The organism is Kribbella polygonati (assembly GCF_050320105.1).
Lineage (GTDB): Bacteria > Actinomycetota > Actinomycetes > Propionibacteriales > Kribbellaceae > Kribbella.
On record NZ_CP190129.1, the window covers coordinates 5,838,226 to 5,856,530 of the forward strand.

The 18,305-nt window shown below is 70.7% G+C and carries 12 protein-coding genes; 5 read left to right on the forward strand and 7 right to left on the reverse strand.

Features of this window, described 5'->3' with window-relative positions; all coding sequences use genetic code 11:
- Window positions 1-50: 50 nt before the first annotated feature.
- A complete protein-coding gene (locus ACQHIV_RS27545) occupies window positions 51-2,501 on the forward strand; it encodes a hypothetical protein (RefSeq protein WP_427886478.1) in 2,451 nt (816 codons plus the stop codon).
- Here ACQHIV_RS27545 and ACQHIV_RS27550 read toward each other — a convergent pair.
- Window positions 2,461-4,026, reverse strand: coding sequence for a glycoside hydrolase family 10 protein (locus ACQHIV_RS27550; protein ID WP_427886480.1), 1,566 nt, complete (start codon window positions 4,024-4,026; stop codon window positions 2,461-2,463). The genes ACQHIV_RS27545 and ACQHIV_RS27550 overlap by 41 nt on opposite strands.
- 83 nt (window positions 4,027-4,109) lie before the next feature.
- On the opposite strand from ACQHIV_RS27550, the gene ACQHIV_RS27555 reads away from it, so the two are divergent.
- Genes ACQHIV_RS27555 through ACQHIV_RS27565 form a run of 3 tightly spaced genes read left to right on the forward strand, consistent with a single transcriptional unit; the run spans window position 4,110 to window position 7,199 of the window.
- Window positions 4,110-4,616, forward strand: a complete 507-nt coding sequence (locus tag ACQHIV_RS27555) for a GNAT family N-acetyltransferase (protein WP_427886482.1) — start codon at window positions 4,110-4,112, stop codon at window positions 4,614-4,616.
- The gene (gene pseI, locus ACQHIV_RS27560; protein ID WP_427886483.1) at window positions 4,613-5,662 is read left to right on the forward strand and encodes a pseudaminic acid synthase; all 1,050 of its coding nucleotides are present in this window, start codon (window positions 4,613-4,615) and stop codon (window positions 5,660-5,662) included. The genes ACQHIV_RS27555 and pseI overlap by 4 nt, the downstream gene beginning before the upstream one ends.
- A gap of 46 nt (window positions 5,663-5,708) precedes the next feature.
- Window positions 5,709-7,199 carry a class I SAM-dependent methyltransferase gene (locus ACQHIV_RS27565; RefSeq protein ID WP_427886485.1) on the forward strand — a complete coding sequence of 497 codons (1,491 nt, stop codon included), beginning with the start codon at window positions 5,709-5,711 and terminating at the stop codon, window positions 7,197-7,199.
- Here ACQHIV_RS27565 and ACQHIV_RS27570 read toward each other — a convergent pair.
- Genes ACQHIV_RS27570 through ACQHIV_RS27590 form a run of 5 tightly spaced genes read right to left on the reverse strand, consistent with a single transcriptional unit; the run spans window position 7,196 to window position 14,880 of the window.
- Window positions 7,196-9,343 (reverse strand): glycosyltransferase family 2 protein, encoded by a 2,148-nt coding sequence (locus ACQHIV_RS27570; protein ID WP_427886487.1) that lies wholly within the window; start codon window positions 9,341-9,343, stop codon window positions 7,196-7,198. The two genes, ACQHIV_RS27565 and ACQHIV_RS27570, sit on opposite strands and share 4 nt — an antisense overlap.
- On the reverse strand, window positions 9,340-11,004 hold the full coding sequence (locus ACQHIV_RS27575; RefSeq protein ID WP_427886489.1) for a hypothetical protein: 1,665 nt from the start codon (window positions 11,002-11,004) through the stop codon (window positions 9,340-9,342). The genes ACQHIV_RS27570 and ACQHIV_RS27575 overlap by 4 nt, the downstream gene beginning before the upstream one ends.
- Window positions 10,997-11,821: a hypothetical protein gene (locus ACQHIV_RS27580; protein ID WP_427886490.1), complete on the reverse strand. Its 825-nt coding sequence runs from the start codon at window positions 11,819-11,821 to the stop codon at window positions 10,997-10,999. Before ACQHIV_RS27580 ends, ACQHIV_RS27575 begins: the two co-directional genes overlap by 8 nt.
- Entirely contained in the window at window positions 11,821-14,094 is a 2,274-nt protein-coding gene (locus ACQHIV_RS27585; protein ID WP_427886492.1) for a glycosyltransferase family 2 protein, read from the reverse strand. The genes ACQHIV_RS27580 and ACQHIV_RS27585 overlap by 1 nt, the downstream gene beginning before the upstream one ends.
- A 33-nt stretch (window positions 14,095-14,127) precedes the next feature.
- Window positions 14,128-14,880: an N-acetyltransferase gene (locus ACQHIV_RS27590; RefSeq protein ID WP_427886494.1), complete on the reverse strand. Its 753-nt coding sequence runs from the start codon at window positions 14,878-14,880 to the stop codon at window positions 14,128-14,130.
- 151 nt (window positions 14,881-15,031) lie between these two features.
- Here ACQHIV_RS27590 and ACQHIV_RS27595 point away from each other — a divergent pair, with 151 nt between their 5' ends.
- Window positions 15,032-17,179, forward strand: coding sequence for a hypothetical protein (locus ACQHIV_RS27595; RefSeq protein ID WP_427886495.1), 2,148 nt, complete (start codon window positions 15,032-15,034; stop codon window positions 17,177-17,179).
- 46 nt (window positions 17,180-17,225) lie between these two features.
- Here the strand turns inward: ACQHIV_RS27595 and ACQHIV_RS27600 are convergent, their stop codons facing one another.
- Window positions 17,226-18,248 carry a PseG/SpsG family protein gene (locus ACQHIV_RS27600; protein WP_427886497.1) on the reverse strand — a complete coding sequence of 341 codons (1,023 nt, stop codon included), beginning with the start codon at window positions 18,246-18,248 and terminating at the stop codon, window positions 17,226-17,228.
- Between the last annotated feature and the right edge of the window lie 57 nt (window positions 18,249-18,305).

An 18,305-nucleotide genomic window follows, 5' to 3' on the forward strand; every position in this document is an offset into this window, starting at 1 on the left:
GGCGGATGTTGGTGAGTGGGGGCGGTCCGCCCGCCCCATAGACTTCCCCGATGAGCAGAGCGGCCGGGCGGGGCAAGCTGACCGCGGCGATGGTGACCCTGCCGGTGCTGCCGATCGCGTGGTTCGTGGCGCTGCAGGAGCACCCGGTGTGGATGCCGGCGGCGTACCTCGGCTATCTGCTGGTCGTGATCGTGATCCCGGGCACCATGTTCTGGCGGCGGCTGACCGGCGGTGTGGGGTGGCGGGCCGCGGACGTCGTCCTCGGTACGGCGTTCGGGATGGCCGCCGAGGCGCTGCTGTACCCGCTCGGGATGCTGTTCAAGATGCCGTTCGCGGCGCTGCTGATGCCGGCGCTGGCGTTCGGGATGTGGCGGGCGCTGCCGCGGGCGAAGCTCCCGGAGCGGCCGACGCCGTGGTGGTCGACCGCCGGCGTGATGGTCGCGGTCGGGGTCGCGGCCGCCTGGTTCGTCCGGGTCGGCTCGCACCTCGTCCCGCTGACCGGCTCCGACGCGCTCCGGACGAGCTCGGACGCGCCACACAACCTCGCGATCGCGGCCGAGCTGACCCACCACTTCCCGCCCCGGATCCCGTACGCCGACGGCGGCTGGCTGACCGGCCACTGGGCGGCGTACGCGCAGGTGGCGTCCGCGCACTGGATCACCACCGCGCCGCTCGACGTACTGACGCACCGGATGGTGCCCTTCGCGTGGATGCTGCTGACCGTGCTCGGCGCGGCGGCGGTCGGGATGCTGCTGACCGGTCGCGCGGTCGCCGCACCGATCGCTGCCGGTCTCGTGGTGGCAGGCGGTGACCTGGTCGCCTGGCCGTGGGCCGTGTCGGACCGGGTGTTCGCGGACGGGCCGTTCTCGTTGGGCGGGCTGACCAACCCGCCGCAGGCGTTCTCGACGGTGTTGCTGCTGCCGTTGATCGCGGTGACGACCTTGCTGTTGCGCCGGCGACCGGGGACGACGCGGGCGCAACTGTTCCGCCTGTACGTCGCGGCCGGGGTGCTGGTCGCGGCGCTGGCGTTGACCAAGGCGACGACGCTGCCCGTGTACGCGACCGGTCTGGCCGTCGCGTGGATCTACCTGACGGTGCGCCGCGGCCGGTTGAACCTGCGCGCGCTCGTCCTGGGCGTCGGTGTCGCGGCGGCGTACGCGTTGACCTTCTTCTTCGTACTGCGGGGCGCGGCCTCGACCGTACGGTTCGACCCGGGCGCGACGTTCCACAGCCTGGCGGAGCGGATGGGTGGCGGGTCCGCGGTGGCCGTGATCGCCGCGGTGGTCGTGGTCGGGTGGGTGATGCCGCTGGTCGGCGCGTTGCTGATCAGGCGCGGCGACGTGATGGTGGTGTTCCTGCTGGCCGGCTTCGTCGCGGCCGTCCTCGGCGCGGTACTGCTCGCGGATCGTGGGGACACCCAACTGTTCTTCGTACGGACCGGGTTCGTGCTCGGCGTCCTGCTCGCGACCTGGGGCCTCGGGTCGCTGAAGCGGAGGCAGTACTGGATCGCCGGGGTCGCGGTCGCGATCGGCGTCGCGGCGATCTACTGGGGCCGGCACCAGTCGCCGCGTTCGTGCACCTCGGCGAACTGCTTCGGGCAGACGCTCGCGGTCGCGCTGGTGATCGCGGCGCTCGGGATCGGCGTGTTCGGGCTGGTACTACGCGGATCCCGCCGGACCTGGGCGGTGATCGCGGTCGCGGTGCTGGTCGGGACCACGGTGTCCCCGACGGTCGCGTCCGTACGGCGGTTCGCGACGCCGCCGCTGACGTCGTACGAGTCGATCGCGCCGGGCGGGATCGAGGCGGCCCGCTTCATCCGCCGCAACTCCGGGTCCGACGACCGGATCGCCACCAACGTCCACTGCCACCAGGCGCGGGCGTCGCACTGCCGGACCGGGTCGTACTGGATCGCCGGGTACGCCGAGCGGCGCGTGCTGGTGGAAGGCTGGTCGTACCAGGCGCGGGCCGACGACAGCTACCCCGCCGGCGTCCAGGGGCCGTACTGGGACCAGGACCTGCTGGCCCTGAACGACGAGGTGTTCAGCAACCCGACCCGGCAGACGATCGAGACGCTGCGGACGAAGTACGACGTGCAGTGGCTGCTCCTGGACGAGCGGGTCGCCGCGCCACCGAAGAACCTGGACAAGCTGACCGAGCTCCGGTTCCAGCTCGGCTCGGTCCGGGTCTACCAGATCTACCCGCCGCCACCCGCCAACCCGTACCCGTCGAAGTCACCGACCCAGAGCCCTTCGCAGGACCCGTCGACGCCGTTCCCGTCCTCGTCGACAAGCGGCTCACCCGGCAGCACCACGACGCCGTACCCGACCCCGACCATCCCGACCGGGACCCAGCCGACCGTCCCGTTCCCAAGCGTCAGCCTCCCGACCGGGACCCAACCGTTCCCGACCGGGAGCCTCCCGACCACCCTGCCGCCGTACCAGCCGAGCAGCCCGGCGACGATCAGCGGATCGACACCGCCGGGATCGCCACACTCTGGTTAGCCAGGCGATCCAGCGCGGTCACCGAGTACAGGTACGCCGTACCCGCGACCGCTGTCGGGTCGACGTACGACTGGGTCGCGCCCGTCGATCGGACCGTCGCGATCAGGTTGCGGGCGTCGTTGTCCGGGCAGTGGTCGTCGCCCTTCAGCTCGCGGCGGTAGATCGCGTACGACGTGGTGTCGGCCGACGTCCGCGACCACTTCACCTGTACGCCGTCCGCGGTCCGTGACGCGTGTACGGCGTGTACCGGGAGCGGCGCGCGCGAGTCGAGCGCGGGCATCGCCGGGATCAGCGCGGGCCGCGAGTACCAGGTCGTGTTGACCAGCGAGGTCGCGCCGAGCCGGTCGGCGCGGACGTCCTTCGCGGAGAAGAAGATGTTGCCCTTGACCTCGGGGATCGTGCTGTCGAACGCCAGGTGGTCGCTCAGCTCGGTCGGCACCGACCAGCCCGGCGACTGCGTCGACGTCCCGACCTTGTACGTCGCTTCGCCGATGTAGAGGTGGACGTGCGTACCGCGGACCTGGTCCGCCCACCACGGCACGATCTTGTTGTAGTCGGCCGGCGCGAACCCGCGCGCCCAGTACACCTGCGGCACGATGTAGTCGATCCACTCCTCGCGGACCCACTTGCGGGTGTCGGCGGCGAGGTCGTCGTACGTCTGCACGCCGGCCGTGGTGTCGGTGCCCTCCGGGTCGGTCGCCTTGTTCCGCCAGACCGCGAACGGCGAGATGCCGAACTTGATCCACGGCTTGATCGCGTGCATCTGCTGGCTCAGCTCACTGATCAGGAGGTCGATGTTGTGTCGCCGCCAGGCCTGCAGGTCGGTGTAGCCATCGGCGTACTGCGCGAACGTCGCGGCGTCGTCGAACGTCTGACCGGCGACCGGGTACGGGTAGAAGTAGTCGTCGAAGTGCACGCCGTCGATGTCGTAGTTCGTGACCGCGTCCATGATCGCGGACTCGACGAGCTTGCGGGCCGCGGGGATGCCGGGGTTGTAGTACAGCTTCCCGCCGTACGACACGACCCAGTCCGGGTGCAGCCGCGCCGGGTGCGTCGGCACGAGCGCGTTGAGGTCCGTGCCCATCGAGAGGCGGTACGGGTTGAACCAGGCGTGCAACTCCAGGTTCCGCTTGTGCGCCTCGGCGACCGCGAACTTCAGCGGGTCGTAGCCCGGGTCGCCGCCCTGCTTGCCGGTCAGGTACTGCGACCAGGGCTCCACCTTCGACGGCCAGAACGCGTCCGCGGTCGGGCGGACCTGCAGGACGACCGCGTTGTGGTGCTGCCGGACCGCGTCGTCCAGCCAGCCGATCAGCTCGGCCTGCTGCTGCGCGGCGCTCAGCCCGGTCTTCGACGGCCAGTCGATGTTCACCACCGACGAGATCCAGCTCGCCCGGAACTGCCGGAGCGGGGTGGACGTGCTCGGCGTACACGCCTGCTGGTCCGCGGCCGACGCCGTACCGGTCAATCCGCCCAGCAACAGCCCCGCTGTCGCGCCGAGAACACCCATAGCTCGCCAGACTCTCATGTCACTCTCCGACCGTCTCTCAAGGTGAAGTCGAAAGATGTTTACACATCTGGTCGTTCTAGAGAAGACGCTAGGTTAGGACCATGCTGCGGACTGCGACTGACGACGACGTCGACACGATCCGGCGGTTGCGGAACCAGCAGGCGAACCGGGACGTGAGCATCACCTCGCACGAGATCAGTGCGGACGAGCACGCGGCGTGGTGGGCGAAGACGTCGGTCGACCCGTCCCGGCGGGTGCTGATCTACACGCGCGACGGCGCGACCGCGGGCGTGGTGAACTTCTTCGACCTCGACGGTACGACGGGTGCGTGGGGGTTCTTCCTGGACGCGGACGGGCTCGCCGAGCGCGGCGAGACGCTGCCGGCGTGGATCGAGATCATGCGCGAGGCCACGGCGTACGCGTTCGACGAGCTCGGGCTCGGCGTCCTCACCGGCGAGGTGCTCGAGCACAACACGGTGGTCCGGCAGATGAACCGGCGCTTCCGGTTCACCGAGGGTACGCCGGAGACTCGGTACGCCGACGGACGCGAGCTCACCGTGATACCGATCAGCCTGCGCGGACAGGACCGTCGAAGGGGGAAAGCGTGAAGACCATAGAGATCGGCGACGTACCGGTCGGGCCGGACCAGCAGCCGTTCATCATCGCGGAGATGTCCGGGAACCACAACGGCGACCTGGAGCGCGCGAAGGACATCGTCCGGGCGGTCGCGGAGACCGGCGCGCAGGCGCTGAAGCTGCAGACGTACACCGCGGACACGATGACGCTCGACCTCGACCTGCCGGCGTTCCGGCTGCCGTCGGAGCACGAGCTGTGGAGCGACGCGCGGCTGTACGACCTGTACCGGGAGGCACACACGCCCTGGGCGTGGCACGAGCCGATCTTCGAGCTGGCGGCCGAGCTCGGGATGATCGCGTTCTCGTCCGCGTTCGACCGGACCGCGATCGACTTCCTGGAGAAGCTCGGCGTACCGGCGTACAAGGTCGCCTCGAACGAGATCGGCGACCTGCCGCTGGTCCGCGGGATGGCGGAGACCGGCAAGCCGATCATCATCTCCACCGGCTCCGCGACACTCACCGACATCGACGCCGCCGTCCGCGCCGCCCGCTCGACCGGGAACGAGCAGATCATCGTGCTCTCCTGTACGGCGAGCTACCCGGCGCCGCCGGAGCAGTCCAACCTCCGCGGCATCCCGGTCCTCCGCGACGCCCTCGACGTACAGGTAGGCCTCTCCGACCACACGATGGGCATCGGCGCCGCCGTCGCGGCCGTCGCCCTGGGCGCCACCGTGATCGAGAAACACGTCACGCTGAAGCGGGTCGACGGCGGCGTCGACTCAGCCTTCTCCCTGGAGCCCTGGGAGCTGGAGCTGCTCGTCGAAAGCACCCGGGTTGCGCAGCTCTCCCTCGGCAAACCCGTCATCGGCCCCAAACAGGCCGAACAGAACGTCCTCCGCTTCCGCCGCTCCCTCTACGTCACCCAGGACGTCCACCCCGGCGACCTCATCACCCCCGAAAACGTCCGCTCCATCCGCCCCGCCGGCGGCCTCGCCCCCGACCTCTACCCCCAAGTAGCGGGCCGCCCCTTCCGCACCGAGGTCCCCGCCGGCACCCCCCTCACCTGGGACCTCCTCTAACTACTCTTGAGGTTCTTCTGCACCAGGTCTCGAGGGAAGGACGGGGATGACCGAGTACTTGCTGTTTCCGGGGCGGCATCATGTGTTGACTCGGTTTCAGGGGGAGTTCTTGCGGGGGTTCTCCGGGCGGACCGTGGTGTGGGCGGTGACGTCGGCCAATCATCGGACGACCAAGCGGAATCCGGTGGGGTTCGATCGGCGGGAGGCGGCGATCGAGCGGTTCAGTGTGGTGGAGGGGATCCGGTCGCTGGTGGTGGGGGTGGTGGACACGCCGCCGACGGACGAGTTCGCCGAGGTGACGGTGAAGGCGATCGAGGCGGGGACGGACGATCTGGTCCGGTTGACGCCCGCCAACACCGTGGTGGCGTGTTCGACGCCTGAGGTGAGCAAGTTGTACGAGCGGCTCGGGTATCCGGTGATCGGGGTCGAGCCGGAGGGTACGGCGCGACCCTGGGACGTGCTGCTGATGATTGCCGACGGCAACGACACGTGGAAGCAGCTCGCGCACCCGGCGACCGTCGACGTGTTCGAGCGGTACGCCCTGGACGCGCACGTCGCGCGGTGCGTGAACGACCCGGTGGTCGGTGACGACGGCGGGCTGACCACGACCCGCGACTACAAGACGTACGCCGACGCGTTCGAGACCGCCGCCGACCGCAAATGGCAGCAGATCAAGGACTTCGTACGGCCCGGACGGATCCTCGACATCGGCTGCGCGACCGGCGCCACGCTGCAGCTCGTCGACCGCGACCCGCGGTTCCACGAGTCGGACCTGATCGGCGTCGAGGTCGCCCGCCACCTGTACGCGGAATGCGTACACAAGAAGGAGCAGGGCCTCTTCACCAACCCGAATGTCTACTTCTACCAGCGCAACATGCTCGGCTCGGCGGTCTTCCCGCCGCGGTCGATCGACACGACGCTGACGCTCGCGCTCACCCACGAGATCTGGTCGTACGCCGCCGGCTCGCGGCCGGCCACCGTGCAGCGGTTCGCCAACGCGCTGTTCGCGCACACCGCCCCGCACGGCGTGTGGATCAACTCCGACGTCTGCGGCCCGGACGAGCCGGACCGTTCCGTCGTACTGCGGCTGGACGACAGCGACGGCGCCAACCCGGACGACGTGACGGAGCTCGAGGCCCTCGACGACCCGGCGGCGTACGTCGGCAAGCTGTCGACGCGGGCGCGGTTCTTCCAGTTCGCGCACGACTTCCGGCGGAACGCGAAGGTCCCGTTCGGGTACGACGTCCGCGGCGACGGCATCCGGCTCCGGCTGGCCGACGCGATGGACTTCCTGACCCGCAAGGACTACGTCGACAACTGGCTGAGCGAGACCCACGAACAGTTCTGCGGCCTGAACTTCGCCGGCTGGACCGCCGTCGCCGAACAGGCCGGCTTCACCATCGACCCGTCGTCCCACGCCTGGCGCAACGACTGGGTCATCACCCACCGGATCGCCCCGGTCGCCACCATCACCACCCCGGACGGCGACCCGGTCGACTGGCCCGTCACCCACCAACTGATGATCGCCCGGCGCTAGCAGACCTCGAGGTGCAGGGTTCCGGCGAGTGGGCGGACGGTGAAGGTGTGTGGGCCGCGGGTGACGGTCAGTGGTAGGCGGCTGGAGAGGAAGGGCTCGCACTGGACCGCGTGGGCGGTGCCGTCCGGGGCCGTTGCGAACAGGATCCACTCCGCGGGTTCCAGCGCCTCCAGGTCCACGACCGCGGCCCAGCCGTCGTCGGAGACGGTACGGCGGCAGTCGACGTCCACGTGGTCGTCGGAGTCCGGCAGGTACCGTCGCCAGCTGAACGCCACGTCGCCCCAGTCCGGCCCGCGCACCACCAGCTTGTTGCCCGCGGCAACCGCAGCGGTCGCGGTCGTCCGGATCGGCGACTCGTGCAGGTTGACGTACCCGCCGGTCGAACGGGTCAGCATCACGACCCGGCCGCGCTCCGCGTGCGACACCAGCCGGTCGCCCGCGGTCCACAGCAGCACCTGCTCGCGACCGCCCGGCTCGCGCATCCGGAACGCCCGCGTCGTCCGCTGAGTGAACGGGTCGTCGGGGTTGATCTCCTCGAGGATCGGCCCGATCGGCAGCCAGGCGGTGAAGTCCCGCCCGTGCAGCTCCAGCGGCAGTTGCTCCTCACCACCCGACAGCGGCCGGCTCACGAACAGCGACGGTTCGTCGTACGCCGACGTCCCACGCAGGACCAGCGCGTCCGGGGTCTGCTCGATCGTCGTCACCCGGCACGGGTCCACCAGCCGCCGTACGGCGAACGCGCCGTCCTTGCCCGGCCCCGGCTGGATCCAGCTCGTGTCGTCGATCCACGCACCGGGCGGCCAGCCCGGGCTGCCGGCCTTCTGGCCGCGGAGCCTGTCCCGCCGCCGGATCCCGCCCGCGCGCAGCCGGACGTCGAAGTGCGCCGGCCCCGGCGGGCACTTCGCCAGCAGCGCCGGGCTCACCCGGACCTCGAAGCCGACGAGGTTCTGCTCGCCGCGCAGGTCCTCGGCGAGGAACCGCCGGACCGGCAGCCGGTGGTTCCAGCCGCCGACCATCAGGCCGATGCGGAGACTGGACGGCTTCGCCTGCAGGTGCCGCAGCTCGGCGGTGCCGCGGACCGCGAGTTCGCCGTCGATCCAGGCCACCTCCCGGACGCTGGTCGCCAGGGCGTAGTCGGTCTTCACCCGCGGCAGCGCGTCCTGGGCCGTGTCGGGGTCGAGCGCGACCGCGTGCAGGAATTCCAGGTCACCGGCGCGCAGCGCGTCGAACTGGAGCTGGGCGAGCCGCGGCGAGTTCGTCAGTACGGCGTCGTCGAGCCGGTCCAGCAGCTCGGTGGTGAGCTCGACCAGATGCTGCTCCTCGTCGGCGGGGACGGTGCCGAACGCCGAGAGGATCGCGTGCAGGTCGATCTGCCGGAAGTGCGCGTGCACGCGGTGCCGGATCGCCGGGAGGGCGTCCTCGACCTGGTCCAGCACCAGCCCGGCCGAGACGACCCGGTCGCGGATGTTCGCCAGCTGGAACTTCTGCTGGGTGATCGAGTCGCCGGACTCCCGCTCGCGCCAGAAGTACACCGGCGCCGCGATCGTGTCGACGGTGACCGCGTCCAGGTGCGCCTTCAGCGTGACCGGGTAGTCCTCGTACCGGATCGCCGGGAATCGGAAGTCGTACTCGTCCCAGAACGACCGCCGGTACACCTTGTTCCACACCATCCGGTCCAGCACCAGCTGCGGCGTCTCCGAGATGTGCGTGGCGAGCCGCTCGGCCGTGAACGCCTGCGCGTGCAGCCAGGACGGCCGTACGCCGTAACTGTTGTTGAAGCGCCGTGCGTTGCCGGCGGCGAAGTCCGACCCGGTCTGGTCGAGCGCCTTGATCAGCAGACCGAACCCGTGCCGCGTCACCAGGTCGTCGCTGTCGACGAACGTGACGTACTCCCCGCTCGCGTGCTCGACGCCGGTGTTGCGCGCCGGACCGAGGCCGGCGTTCGGCTGCTGCACGATCCGGAAGCGGGAGTCCCGGTCGCAGAACTCCTTCGCCACCACCGCGCTGTCGTCCGGTGATCCGTCGTCGACGAGGATCGCCTCGAAGTCCGCGAACGTCTGCCGCGCGATCGAGTCGAGACAGTCCCCGATGTACGCCCCCACGTTGTAGAACGGAACTACCACGCTCAGGCGTGGCGCGCTCATCGCTTCCGGATCTTGCGGGAGATCTTGCGGGCGACCACCTTCGGCTTGCGGACCTGGGCGGCGTGGAAGAACACCCGGGACATCGCGTAGGTGCGGGAACCGCGGATCCGTTCGTGCGCGGCGGTGACCTTCTGGAGCTGGCCGCGGAGTTCGCGGATGCGGTTCTCGCGGGTCTTCATCGCCTTGTTCCGGAAGCCGAGCGTCCGTTCCAGGCCGTAGACGTGGCCCTTCAGCTCGAACAGCTCGTGCTTGGCCGCCTCGGCCTCGACGAGCGCCGTCCGCACGTCGACGAGGTCATCGTGAGCTCCGAGCACCTCCGCCAGGGCGGCGGCAATCTGCTTGCCCCGAGCAACCTGTTCGCTCGTTGCGGGAGGGGTGTCCGGAGAGGTCGCCTGCGTCTGCTCCGGAGCCTCGACCCCGGACATCCCCAGCCACGCGGACACGAGATCGTCGCCCACCATCCACGGCGGCCACGGATGCCGCCGCTGCTGCCCCACCAACCGCTCATGAAACCTGACCCACGCAGCCGCCAGCAGATCCTCCTTGTCCACACAGTCCTGGGCCACCCACCCCGAGACCCCGTGCGCGAAGGATTCGCCGTCATACACCACGTCGTCCCACCGAAGCACCACCCGCGACTCGGTCGCCCACTCACCCAGCTCAGCCGCCAGCTTCCGGAACCCAGGCACGTCCTCAGCCGAGGCCAGCCGGAACAGCACGCTCTCGACAGAAACACCCGAGGAGATCGTGGTGGGTACGACGGAGGGGTCGAACGAGAGCTCGGTGGCAGGTGCGGGGTCCCCGGTGACGGTGATGTCCCAGCCGGTGAGGTTTTGGTTGGCGGTGAGGACTGTGCCGGCGGTTTCGGTGTAGATGTCGTGGGACGGTTGGGCGCCGATGACGGCCAGCCAGCCGGTGGGGACCGAACCGAGGAGGCCGGCGCGGGCCGCGGTGTCCACGCCCTCGTGGGCAGGCGACAGGAGTGGTACGTCGGTCTGCTCCAGCGCGGCGACCGCCAACCGGGTGGGGAGTTCACCGGGGCGGGCGTTCGCGGCGACGTCGGCGCGGACGTACGTGCGGGACGCGAAGTCGGCGTACACCTCCGCCTGCCACGGCAGCGCCGTACGCAGTTGCTCCACCGACACCGGCCGGGAGGCGTCATCGTGGAGCGGCCGCCACTCGTCGTCGCCGTGGCGCTCCGCGGCGGGGCGGCTGTCCAGCATGTTCAGCAGCGAGAACTCGTTCTCCAGCCCGAGCACCACGACCGCACCCGGCGCGGCAAGCGCGGCCACCGCCGCCAACCGCTCACCCCACGACAGGTCGGAGCTGTCGTACCCGAGCACCCGGTCGAGCCCGTCCGACGCGATGATCACGTCGTACGGCGAAGTCTGCAGCCCGTCCAGTGCGCCCGCGATCACCTGCAGGCACGGTCCGAAGTCCTCGCCGAGCTGCTGTGCGTCCGCGACCGAGCGGACCAGGATCGTCACGTCGGCCGAGTGCGCGAGCACCGACTCGATCAGCTGCGGCGCGTGCGGCCCGAGGATCAGCGTCCGCCGGTTCGCGGGCACGACGTCGGTGAGCAACGCGGCCAGCGCCGGCCGCGGCGACGTGCGATCGGTCCACGGCTGCATCTCCCCGCGGACGACCTGGACTTCAGACACGCTCTCTCCAATCGAACAGCGACCGCAGTTCCGCGGCGGGCATCATCCAGAGGCGACCGAGCTCGAGGTCGGTGGTCGCGCGGGCAGCTTCCAGGTCGACGGTCTTGCCGAGCATCTCCGGCCACAGCCGCTCGATCCGGGCCTGCCCGCCGAACAGCGGGTTCTCCCCGTCCATCTCCATCGGGTCGCCGTACACCGCGGGCTCGCAGCCGGCCGCGACGCCGTAGAAGATCGCCGTCGACAACCGGTTCGCGGCGACCCGCTTGTGCTTGCGCAGCTCGGCCAGCTGCTTGAACAGGAACCGCCGCTCGGTCCCCTCGTACGAGAACCCGCGACGCCCGAACGACACCACCCGGAACCCGGCGTCCTCGTAGAACCCGCGAACCTCGGGCCGGTCGTACTCGGTGTAGTACAGGCTGAACGTCACCGGGCCGGGCTCGGTCTCGCGGATCTCGTCGATCAGCCGCTGGTGGTCGCCGTGGATCTTGCCGCCCTCCCACCCGTGGAAGAGGAACCACAGTGTGCCTTCACGCTCGACCGGTTCCTCGGGCTCCGGCTCCAGCTCGGTCAGGTACAGGAACGGCGCACCGATGCTGTGGTAGTTCCGCCGTCCGAGCGAATGCCCGCGGCGCTTGGGCGCGTCGCTCCAGGTGAACCGCCACGCGCCGTCGTAGAACTCGTGCACCGGGTTCCACCCGCAGCCGATGTTCCACCCGTGCTGCAGGTAGCCCCGCAGCCGCGGCGGGTGGTCGAAGTCGAACCCGGCGTACCGGGACAGGATGTGCGTCTGACCGTAGTAGTGGTTGTGGTGATGCATCAGCGCACCTCGACGTGCAGAGTGCCGGCATGGGGTCGGACGGCGAGCGCGTGCGTGCCGTGTGTTATTGCCAACGGCAACCGGCTGCACAGGAACGGCTCGCACTGGACGGCGTACGACGTACCGTCGGCGGACGTTGCGAACAGGATCCAGTCGGCCAGCGCCGCCAGCGGATCGACGGAGACCTGTACGGCGGTCACCGGGACGAGCGCGGCCACGTCGGCGGCCACGGACCAACTGCCGTCGGCGTGCGTCGTACGGCGGCACGGGACGTCGAGGTGGTCGTCGGAGTCGGTCAGGTACCGCCGCCAGCCGAAGGTCGCGTCGCCGCCCGCGCCGCACACGACCAGCTCGCCGCCCTCGACGACGGCCGAGACCGCGGTGGTCCGGATCGGCGACTCGTGCAGGTTCACGTAGCCGCCGGTGGACCGGGTCAGTGTGACCATGCGATCGTCCACGACCCGCGTCAGCGCGGTGTCGCCCGCGGTCCAGAGCAGCACGCGCTGCTGCTCCTCAGGGCCGTGGACCCGGAACACCCGGGTCGTGCGACGGCCGAACGGGTCGTCGTGGTTCGCCGCGGCGAGGATGTCGCGGATCGGTAGCCGGGCGGTGAAGGCCCGCCCGTCGACCTCCAGCGGCACCTCCTCCTCGCCGCCGACGACCGGGCGGCTCAGGAACAGCGCCGGCTCGTCGAACGACGCCTGCCCGTGCAGCACCAGCTCGTCGCCGACGAGCTCGGCCGCGGTCAGCCGGCACGGATCGGTCAGCCGCCGCAGCGAGAACCAGCCGTACTTGCCCGGGCCCGGCTGGATCCAGTTCGTGGCGTCGATCCAGGCGCCGGGTGGCCAGCCCGGGCTCCCCGGTCCCTGCCCGCCGAGCATCCCGGTCCGCTCGCGCCGCCCGGACCGCATCCGCACCTCGAAGTGCGCCGGCGCGGCCGTGCACTCGCCGAGCAGCTCGCGGTCGAGCAGCACCTCGAACCCGACCGGCGTCCGGGTCCCGTGCAGATCCAGCGCGGCGTACCGGCGGACCGGCAGGGGGTACTTCGTGTCGCCGACGGCCAGCGCGATCTCGAGGGTCGACGTACCGTCCGTCTCCAGATGGCGGATCTCCGCGGTGCCCTTGACCGAGAGCTTCCCGTCCACCCAGGCGACCTCGCGGACGCTGGTCGCGAGCGACAGGTCCTGGTCGCGGACGCCGTACAGCCGGCGCGGTACGGCGGACTCGCCGAGGCCCGGGTAGTTGTACTCGAGCCGCCGCCCGCGGGCCGCGGCCCGGGCGCCGCCGCGCAGACCGCCGGAGTTGCGGAAGTCCGCGAGCCGGCGGAGCAGGTCGACGTCGCCGGCCCGGAGCGCGGCGTGCTGGATCCGGTCGTACCGGTGGGTCTTCGCGAGCACGTCCTCGTCGAGCCGGTCGAGCAGCACCCGGGACAGGTCCACCAGCGCCTGCTCGTCGTCGGCCGGCACCGACCCGAACGCGGACATCAGCGTCAGTACGTCGATCTGCGCCAGGTGCGCGTGCACCCGCCGGCGGACCACGGGAACGGCATCCTCGACCAGGTCGAGCACCATCCCGGCCGAGGTGACCCGGTCGCGGATGTTGCCGAGCTGGAACTTCTGCTGGGTGATCGACTCGCCGGACTCGCGCTCGCGCCAGTAGTAGACGGCCTGCGTGATCGTGTCCACGGTGATCGCGTCCAGGTGCGCCTTGAGCGCGACCGGGTAGTCCTCGTACCGGATCGGCGGGAAGGTGTAGCCGTACTCGGTCCAGAACGAGCGGCGGTACACCTTGTTCCAGAGCATCCGGTCCAGGACCAGGTCGGGGAACTCGGTGACGTGCGTGGCGTGCCGGACCCGGGCGAACGGCTGCTTGTGCAACCACGACGGCCGGACGCCGAAGCTGTTATTGAACCGGCGCGCGTTGCCGCCCGCGAAGTCCGAGCCGGTGCGGTCGAGGGTCCGGACCAGCGCGGCGAAGCCGTACCGGGAGACCAGGTCGTCGCCGTCGACGAACGCCAGGTACTCACCCGTCGCCTCCCGGATGCCGGCGTCCCGGGCCGGGCCGGGACCCGCGTTGTCCTGCTGGATCAGCCGGAACCGCTCGTCCCGGGCGCAGAACTCCTTCGCGACGACAGCACTGTCGTCCGGCGACCCGTCGTCCACCAGGATCGCCTCGAAGTCACCCCAGGCCTGCTGGGCGATCGACTCCAGACAGTCCCCGAGATACTCGCCGACCCCGTAGAAGGGCACCACCACGCTCAACCGCGGCGTCACTCCGGTGTGCCCTCCCTCGCCGTAGTTACTCGCCTACGTAGCGGCAACGAGGTGAACGGTCAGGAGGTTATGCACAGGTTCGAACCCGTACCGGGACCAGATCCGCTGGATACCGGTCTGGTGGGCCTGGGCGGTGACGACCAGGCGCCGCGTCGTACAGGCGTCCTCGACCGCGGCGAGCAGGTGCCCGTACCGGCCGCGGCCCTGCTCGGCGGGGACCACGCCGGCGAGCTGGATCTCGGTCCACGAGCGCTGCTGGTCGAGCGCCGCCAGCGCGAGCACCCGCCGGTCCGGACCCCGCAGTACGACGGCACCGGCGTCCGCGATCCGCCGGCGGGCCCACTCCTGGCGGCCGGCCAGCGCCTTCGCCCGGTCGAACACGGGGTTGGAGCAGTAATGGTTGCCGGAGTCGCCGAAGACGTCCGCGACCAGGTCGTCCACCTGGTCGTCGTCGACGTCGGCCTCGATCTGCGTACTGAACCCGGCCAGCGGCGCCGGCCGCCGGCCCTTGCCGACCGGAAGCGCCCAGCAGACGACAGTGTCGGCAAGCAACGCCTGCCGCGGCCCACTCGCCAACGCCGCGAACCAGGTGGTCTCGCGCGCCGGGTACCGCAGCACAATCACATCGGCAGTCGACTTCTCAACCGCGGCCAACACCTCCGCAAGCGGCGTACCGGCCGACGCGGACACCGACATCCGATCGATCGCCACCCCGAACCGCTTAGCCGCATCCACCGACGGCCGCACCGCCAACTCCCCGGCCTCAAGCGCCTCGTACCAACTCATAGGCCGCAAAGCCTACACGGAGTAACAGGCTGCGTTCCCAGCGCGATCAGTTTCACATTAGTGTTACGACATGCGCGCGAAAGCGAGGCGGCGGGGGCCGCGGACTGGGGGGCCTTCGCTGGCTGGGGTGGTGGCTGGGCTGGGTGTTGTCGTGTTGGCGATTGTGCTGCTTGCGCTGCATTCGACGGTCTTCGAGTTGGTGCGGTTCGTGCTGTTCACGGTGGTCGCGGTGATGCTGCCCGGGTTCGCGCTCTGGCGGCTGGTCGGCGGGTATCGGCGGAATCTGGTGGAGGATCTGTCGGCCGGCTTCGCGGTTGGTACGGCGGGGCAGGTGCTGGTGTATCTCGCCAGCGCCTCGATCGGGCTGCAGGCGTGGTCGTGGGTGTGGGCGCCCGTCGTACTGGTGGTCGTGTTCCTGGACCGTGACGCCCGGGCGCGGGTCTGGCGCCGGGTGGAGCGGCCGTTGCGGCCGCTGCAGGCGTGGCTGCTGGCGGGGTCCACCGCGGTTGTGCTGCTGATCGTGTACCGGCGCGGTCCGGGGCAGTTCCTGCCGGCGTACACCGATCCACTGCGTGCCTACCCGGACCTCGCGTTCCAGCAGGCGCTGGCCGCGAGCGCGAAGTACGACGTACCGATCTCGACGCTGTGGCTCGGCGGCGAGCCGATGAAGTACCACACGTTCTTCCACCAGGCGACGGCCGCGACGCAGTGGGGGACCCGGATCGACCTGACCGATCTGATCCATTCGCTGAGCTGGCTGCCGCTGTTCCTGGCCGGGTGCGGGCTGGTGTTCGCGCTCGCGACCCGGCTCACCCCGTCGGCGGAGTCCGGTGCGACCTGGGCCGGGCCGCTCGCGGTGTTCGTCGCCGGGCTCGGCGGGGCGGTGCAGCCGTTGGCCGCGGCCGGGCTGGGCGGGATCTCGACGGCGGTGGCGGCGTACCTGAGCCCGACGCAGAATCTCGGCGTGCTGATCGCGCTGGCGCTCTGCGTGGTGGCGGTCGACCTGTTGCGGAGCGACGGGAAGCCCAAGGCGCGGTGGGTGCTGCTGGTGCTGCTCGCGCTGGTCGCGGCCGGGGCGAAGTCGACGATCCTGCCGGTGGTCGGGGTGGGGTTCGCGTTCGCGTTCCTGCAACTGGGGCTGATGCGGCGGCCGACGCGGCCGGCGTTCCTCGGCGGGCTGGTGGCGCTGGCGGTGTTCGTCGCGGCGTTGGTGACGATCTTCGGCGGCAGCACCTGGGGGACGCAGATCAAGCCGTTCGAGACGTTCGTCCAGCTGGCGCCGTTCTCGCTGCTGGTCTCGAACCCGCACGCCCAGTTGTTGACGGGGGCAACGACTCTGCTGAGTTGGGCGCTGGCCGCGTCCGGGCTGTTCTTCCTCGGGCGGAAGTGGCGGGACGCCGGGTCGGTGTTCCTGGTCGGGGTCGCGGTCGCCGGCCTGCTCGGGACGGTGCTGACGACCCAGTCGGGCGTCAGTCAGCTGTACTTCCTGCGGACCGCGTTCCCGATGATCGCCGTACTCGCGGCCGCCGGGCTGGCGAACCTGGTCGGCCGGCTCGGCGACCGGAAGGCCGTCGTACTGGTGGGAGCCGCGGGCCTGCTCGGGCTGATCGGATTCGCGGTGGCACGGTCGGAGTCCGCGGACCTGCGCGGAATCAAGGGGCCGTGGTTGTGGACGATCGCGGTGGCCGCGGCGGTGGCGGTGCTGGTGGCGGTGGGCTGGAAGCTGGCACGGCGGCCGGGGAACTTCTTCGTGGCGCTGCTCGGCGGCGCGGTGGCGGCGTGCATGATCGGGGCCGCGTTGGTGCCGTTGCAGGCGTTCGTGTCGGACTCGGCGTCGAACCTGGTGTTCGCGCATCCGTTCCGGGGCGGGGCGACGGCAGCGGAGGCGGGTGCGGCGCGGTGGCTGCGGCGGAACAGCAAGCCGGGCGAGCTGATCGCGACCAACGCGCACTGCATCATCGAGCGCGACGGGCTCTGCGACAGCCGGCACTTCTGGCTGGCCGCCCTGTCCGAGCGGCCGGTACTCGTCGAGGGCTGGTCGTACTCCAACCAGGCGAACCGGATCGCCCTCGCCGAGGACGGCAACCCGAGCCTGATCCCGTACTGGAACCGCGAACAGCTCGCCGCCAACGACATCGTGTTCAAGGCGCCGTCCCCCACCACGATCGAACGCCTGCGCAAGGCGGGGGTCCGTTGGCTGTACGCCGACAACCGCGCGGGGACCGTCTCGCCGTCGCTACGCAACTACGTCCGCCTGCGGCACGCCACCCTGGACGCCACGATCTACGAACTGAGATGAGAAGGAGCAGCGCGCCCGCCCCGCTGAACGCCAGCGGCGAGCGGGCTCAGATGAGCTGCAGTAGGGCGTCTGCGACGCGTTCTCGGCCTCGGCCGTCGACCAGCTCCCACCCGGCGCGGGCCAGCCGGCCGCGTTCCGCGGGATCGGTCAGCAGCCGCTTCAACGTCTGATCCGCCGACGCCGGATCCTCCTGCAGCGCACTCAACAGCCCGAGCCCCGCGGCCGCGCGCGTGTCGACGGCCCGCTCGTACCCCATCACCTGGTTGTCGACCACACACACCAGACCGGCCGTCGCCCCGAGACACAGCAGCTCCCACGTCGACGTACCGGAAGCACTGATGGTCAGATCCGCCGCCCGCACCCGCGCCGCCAGCTGATCCGTCGGCCCGATGACCCGCAACCGCTGATGCGGCTGCAGCTCCACCTCGCCGATCCGCGCCGCGAGGTCCGGCCCCGGCGCGACCACCGTGGCCTCGAACGGCAGCCCGGTCGCGGCCAGCGCCTGAGCGACGTACGGCCCCGCGCCGAAGGCGTCCGTGCCGCCGAAGAACGCGAACACCTCCGGTACGCCGTGCTGCCGATCGGCGGGCGCGACGTCCGGGCGGTGCGCGAGGATCTCGTCGCGGATCATCACGTACGGCAGGCCGGCCAGCCGCCGGGTGTCCGGCGGCAGCGCCGGGCGGTCGAGCTCGGCCGCGAGGTTCTGGTCCACGAGTACGTCGGCCTCGGCACCGCGGAGGTCGCCGTCGACGATCGCCAGCGTGGGCAGCCCGCTCGCCCGGACCGCCCGGTAGACGGCGGCGTCCAGGTCGTACGAGTCGAACACCACCGCGTCCAGCCCGAGCCGCCGGAACACCTCGACGTGCTCCCCCGCCGCCCAGACCGCCGGCTGTACGTCGATCCCGCGCGCGGCGATCTGCGCCGCGGCCCACGGCACCGTCGGCGCGTCGCAGACGAACACCACCTCCGCCCCACGCCGCCGTACCTCCTCGGCGAGCGCCAGGCACCGCATCACATGCCCGATCCCCCGGGCCGGCCCCACATCACATCGCACCCCGACGCGCTCCACGCCCGAACCGTACCGGCTGCCGCGGGTCCGGTTCGGACGGGTGGTCGAGCGGTCGTT

What these genes read in the sequence shown, in the direction of transcription:
- ACQHIV_RS27545 (WP_427886478.1), top strand. Translation starts at nt 51, where the DNA reads ATGAGCAGAGCGGCCGGGCGGGGCAAGCTGACCGCGGCGATGGTGACC.
- ACQHIV_RS27550 (WP_427886480.1), bottom strand. Translation starts at nt 4,026, where the DNA reads ATGAGAGTCTGGCGAGCTATGGGTGTTCTCGGCGCGACAGCGGGGCTG.
- ACQHIV_RS27555 (WP_427886482.1), top strand. Translation starts at nt 4,110, where the DNA reads ATGCTGCGGACTGCGACTGACGACGACGTCGACACGATCCGGCGGTTG.
- ACQHIV_RS27565 (WP_427886485.1), top strand. Translation starts at nt 5,709, where the DNA reads ATGACCGAGTACTTGCTGTTTCCGGGGCGGCATCATGTGTTGACTCGG.
- ACQHIV_RS27570 (WP_427886487.1), bottom strand. Translation starts at nt 9,343, where the DNA reads ATGAGCGCGCCACGCCTGAGCGTGGTAGTTCCGTTCTACAACGTGGGG.
- ACQHIV_RS27580 (WP_427886490.1), bottom strand. Translation starts at nt 11,821, where the DNA reads ATGCATCACCACAACCACTACTACGGTCAGACGCACATCCTGTCCCGG.
- ACQHIV_RS27590 (WP_427886494.1), bottom strand. Translation starts at nt 14,880, where the DNA reads ATGAGTTGGTACGAGGCGCTTGAGGCCGGGGAGTTGGCGGTGCGGCCG.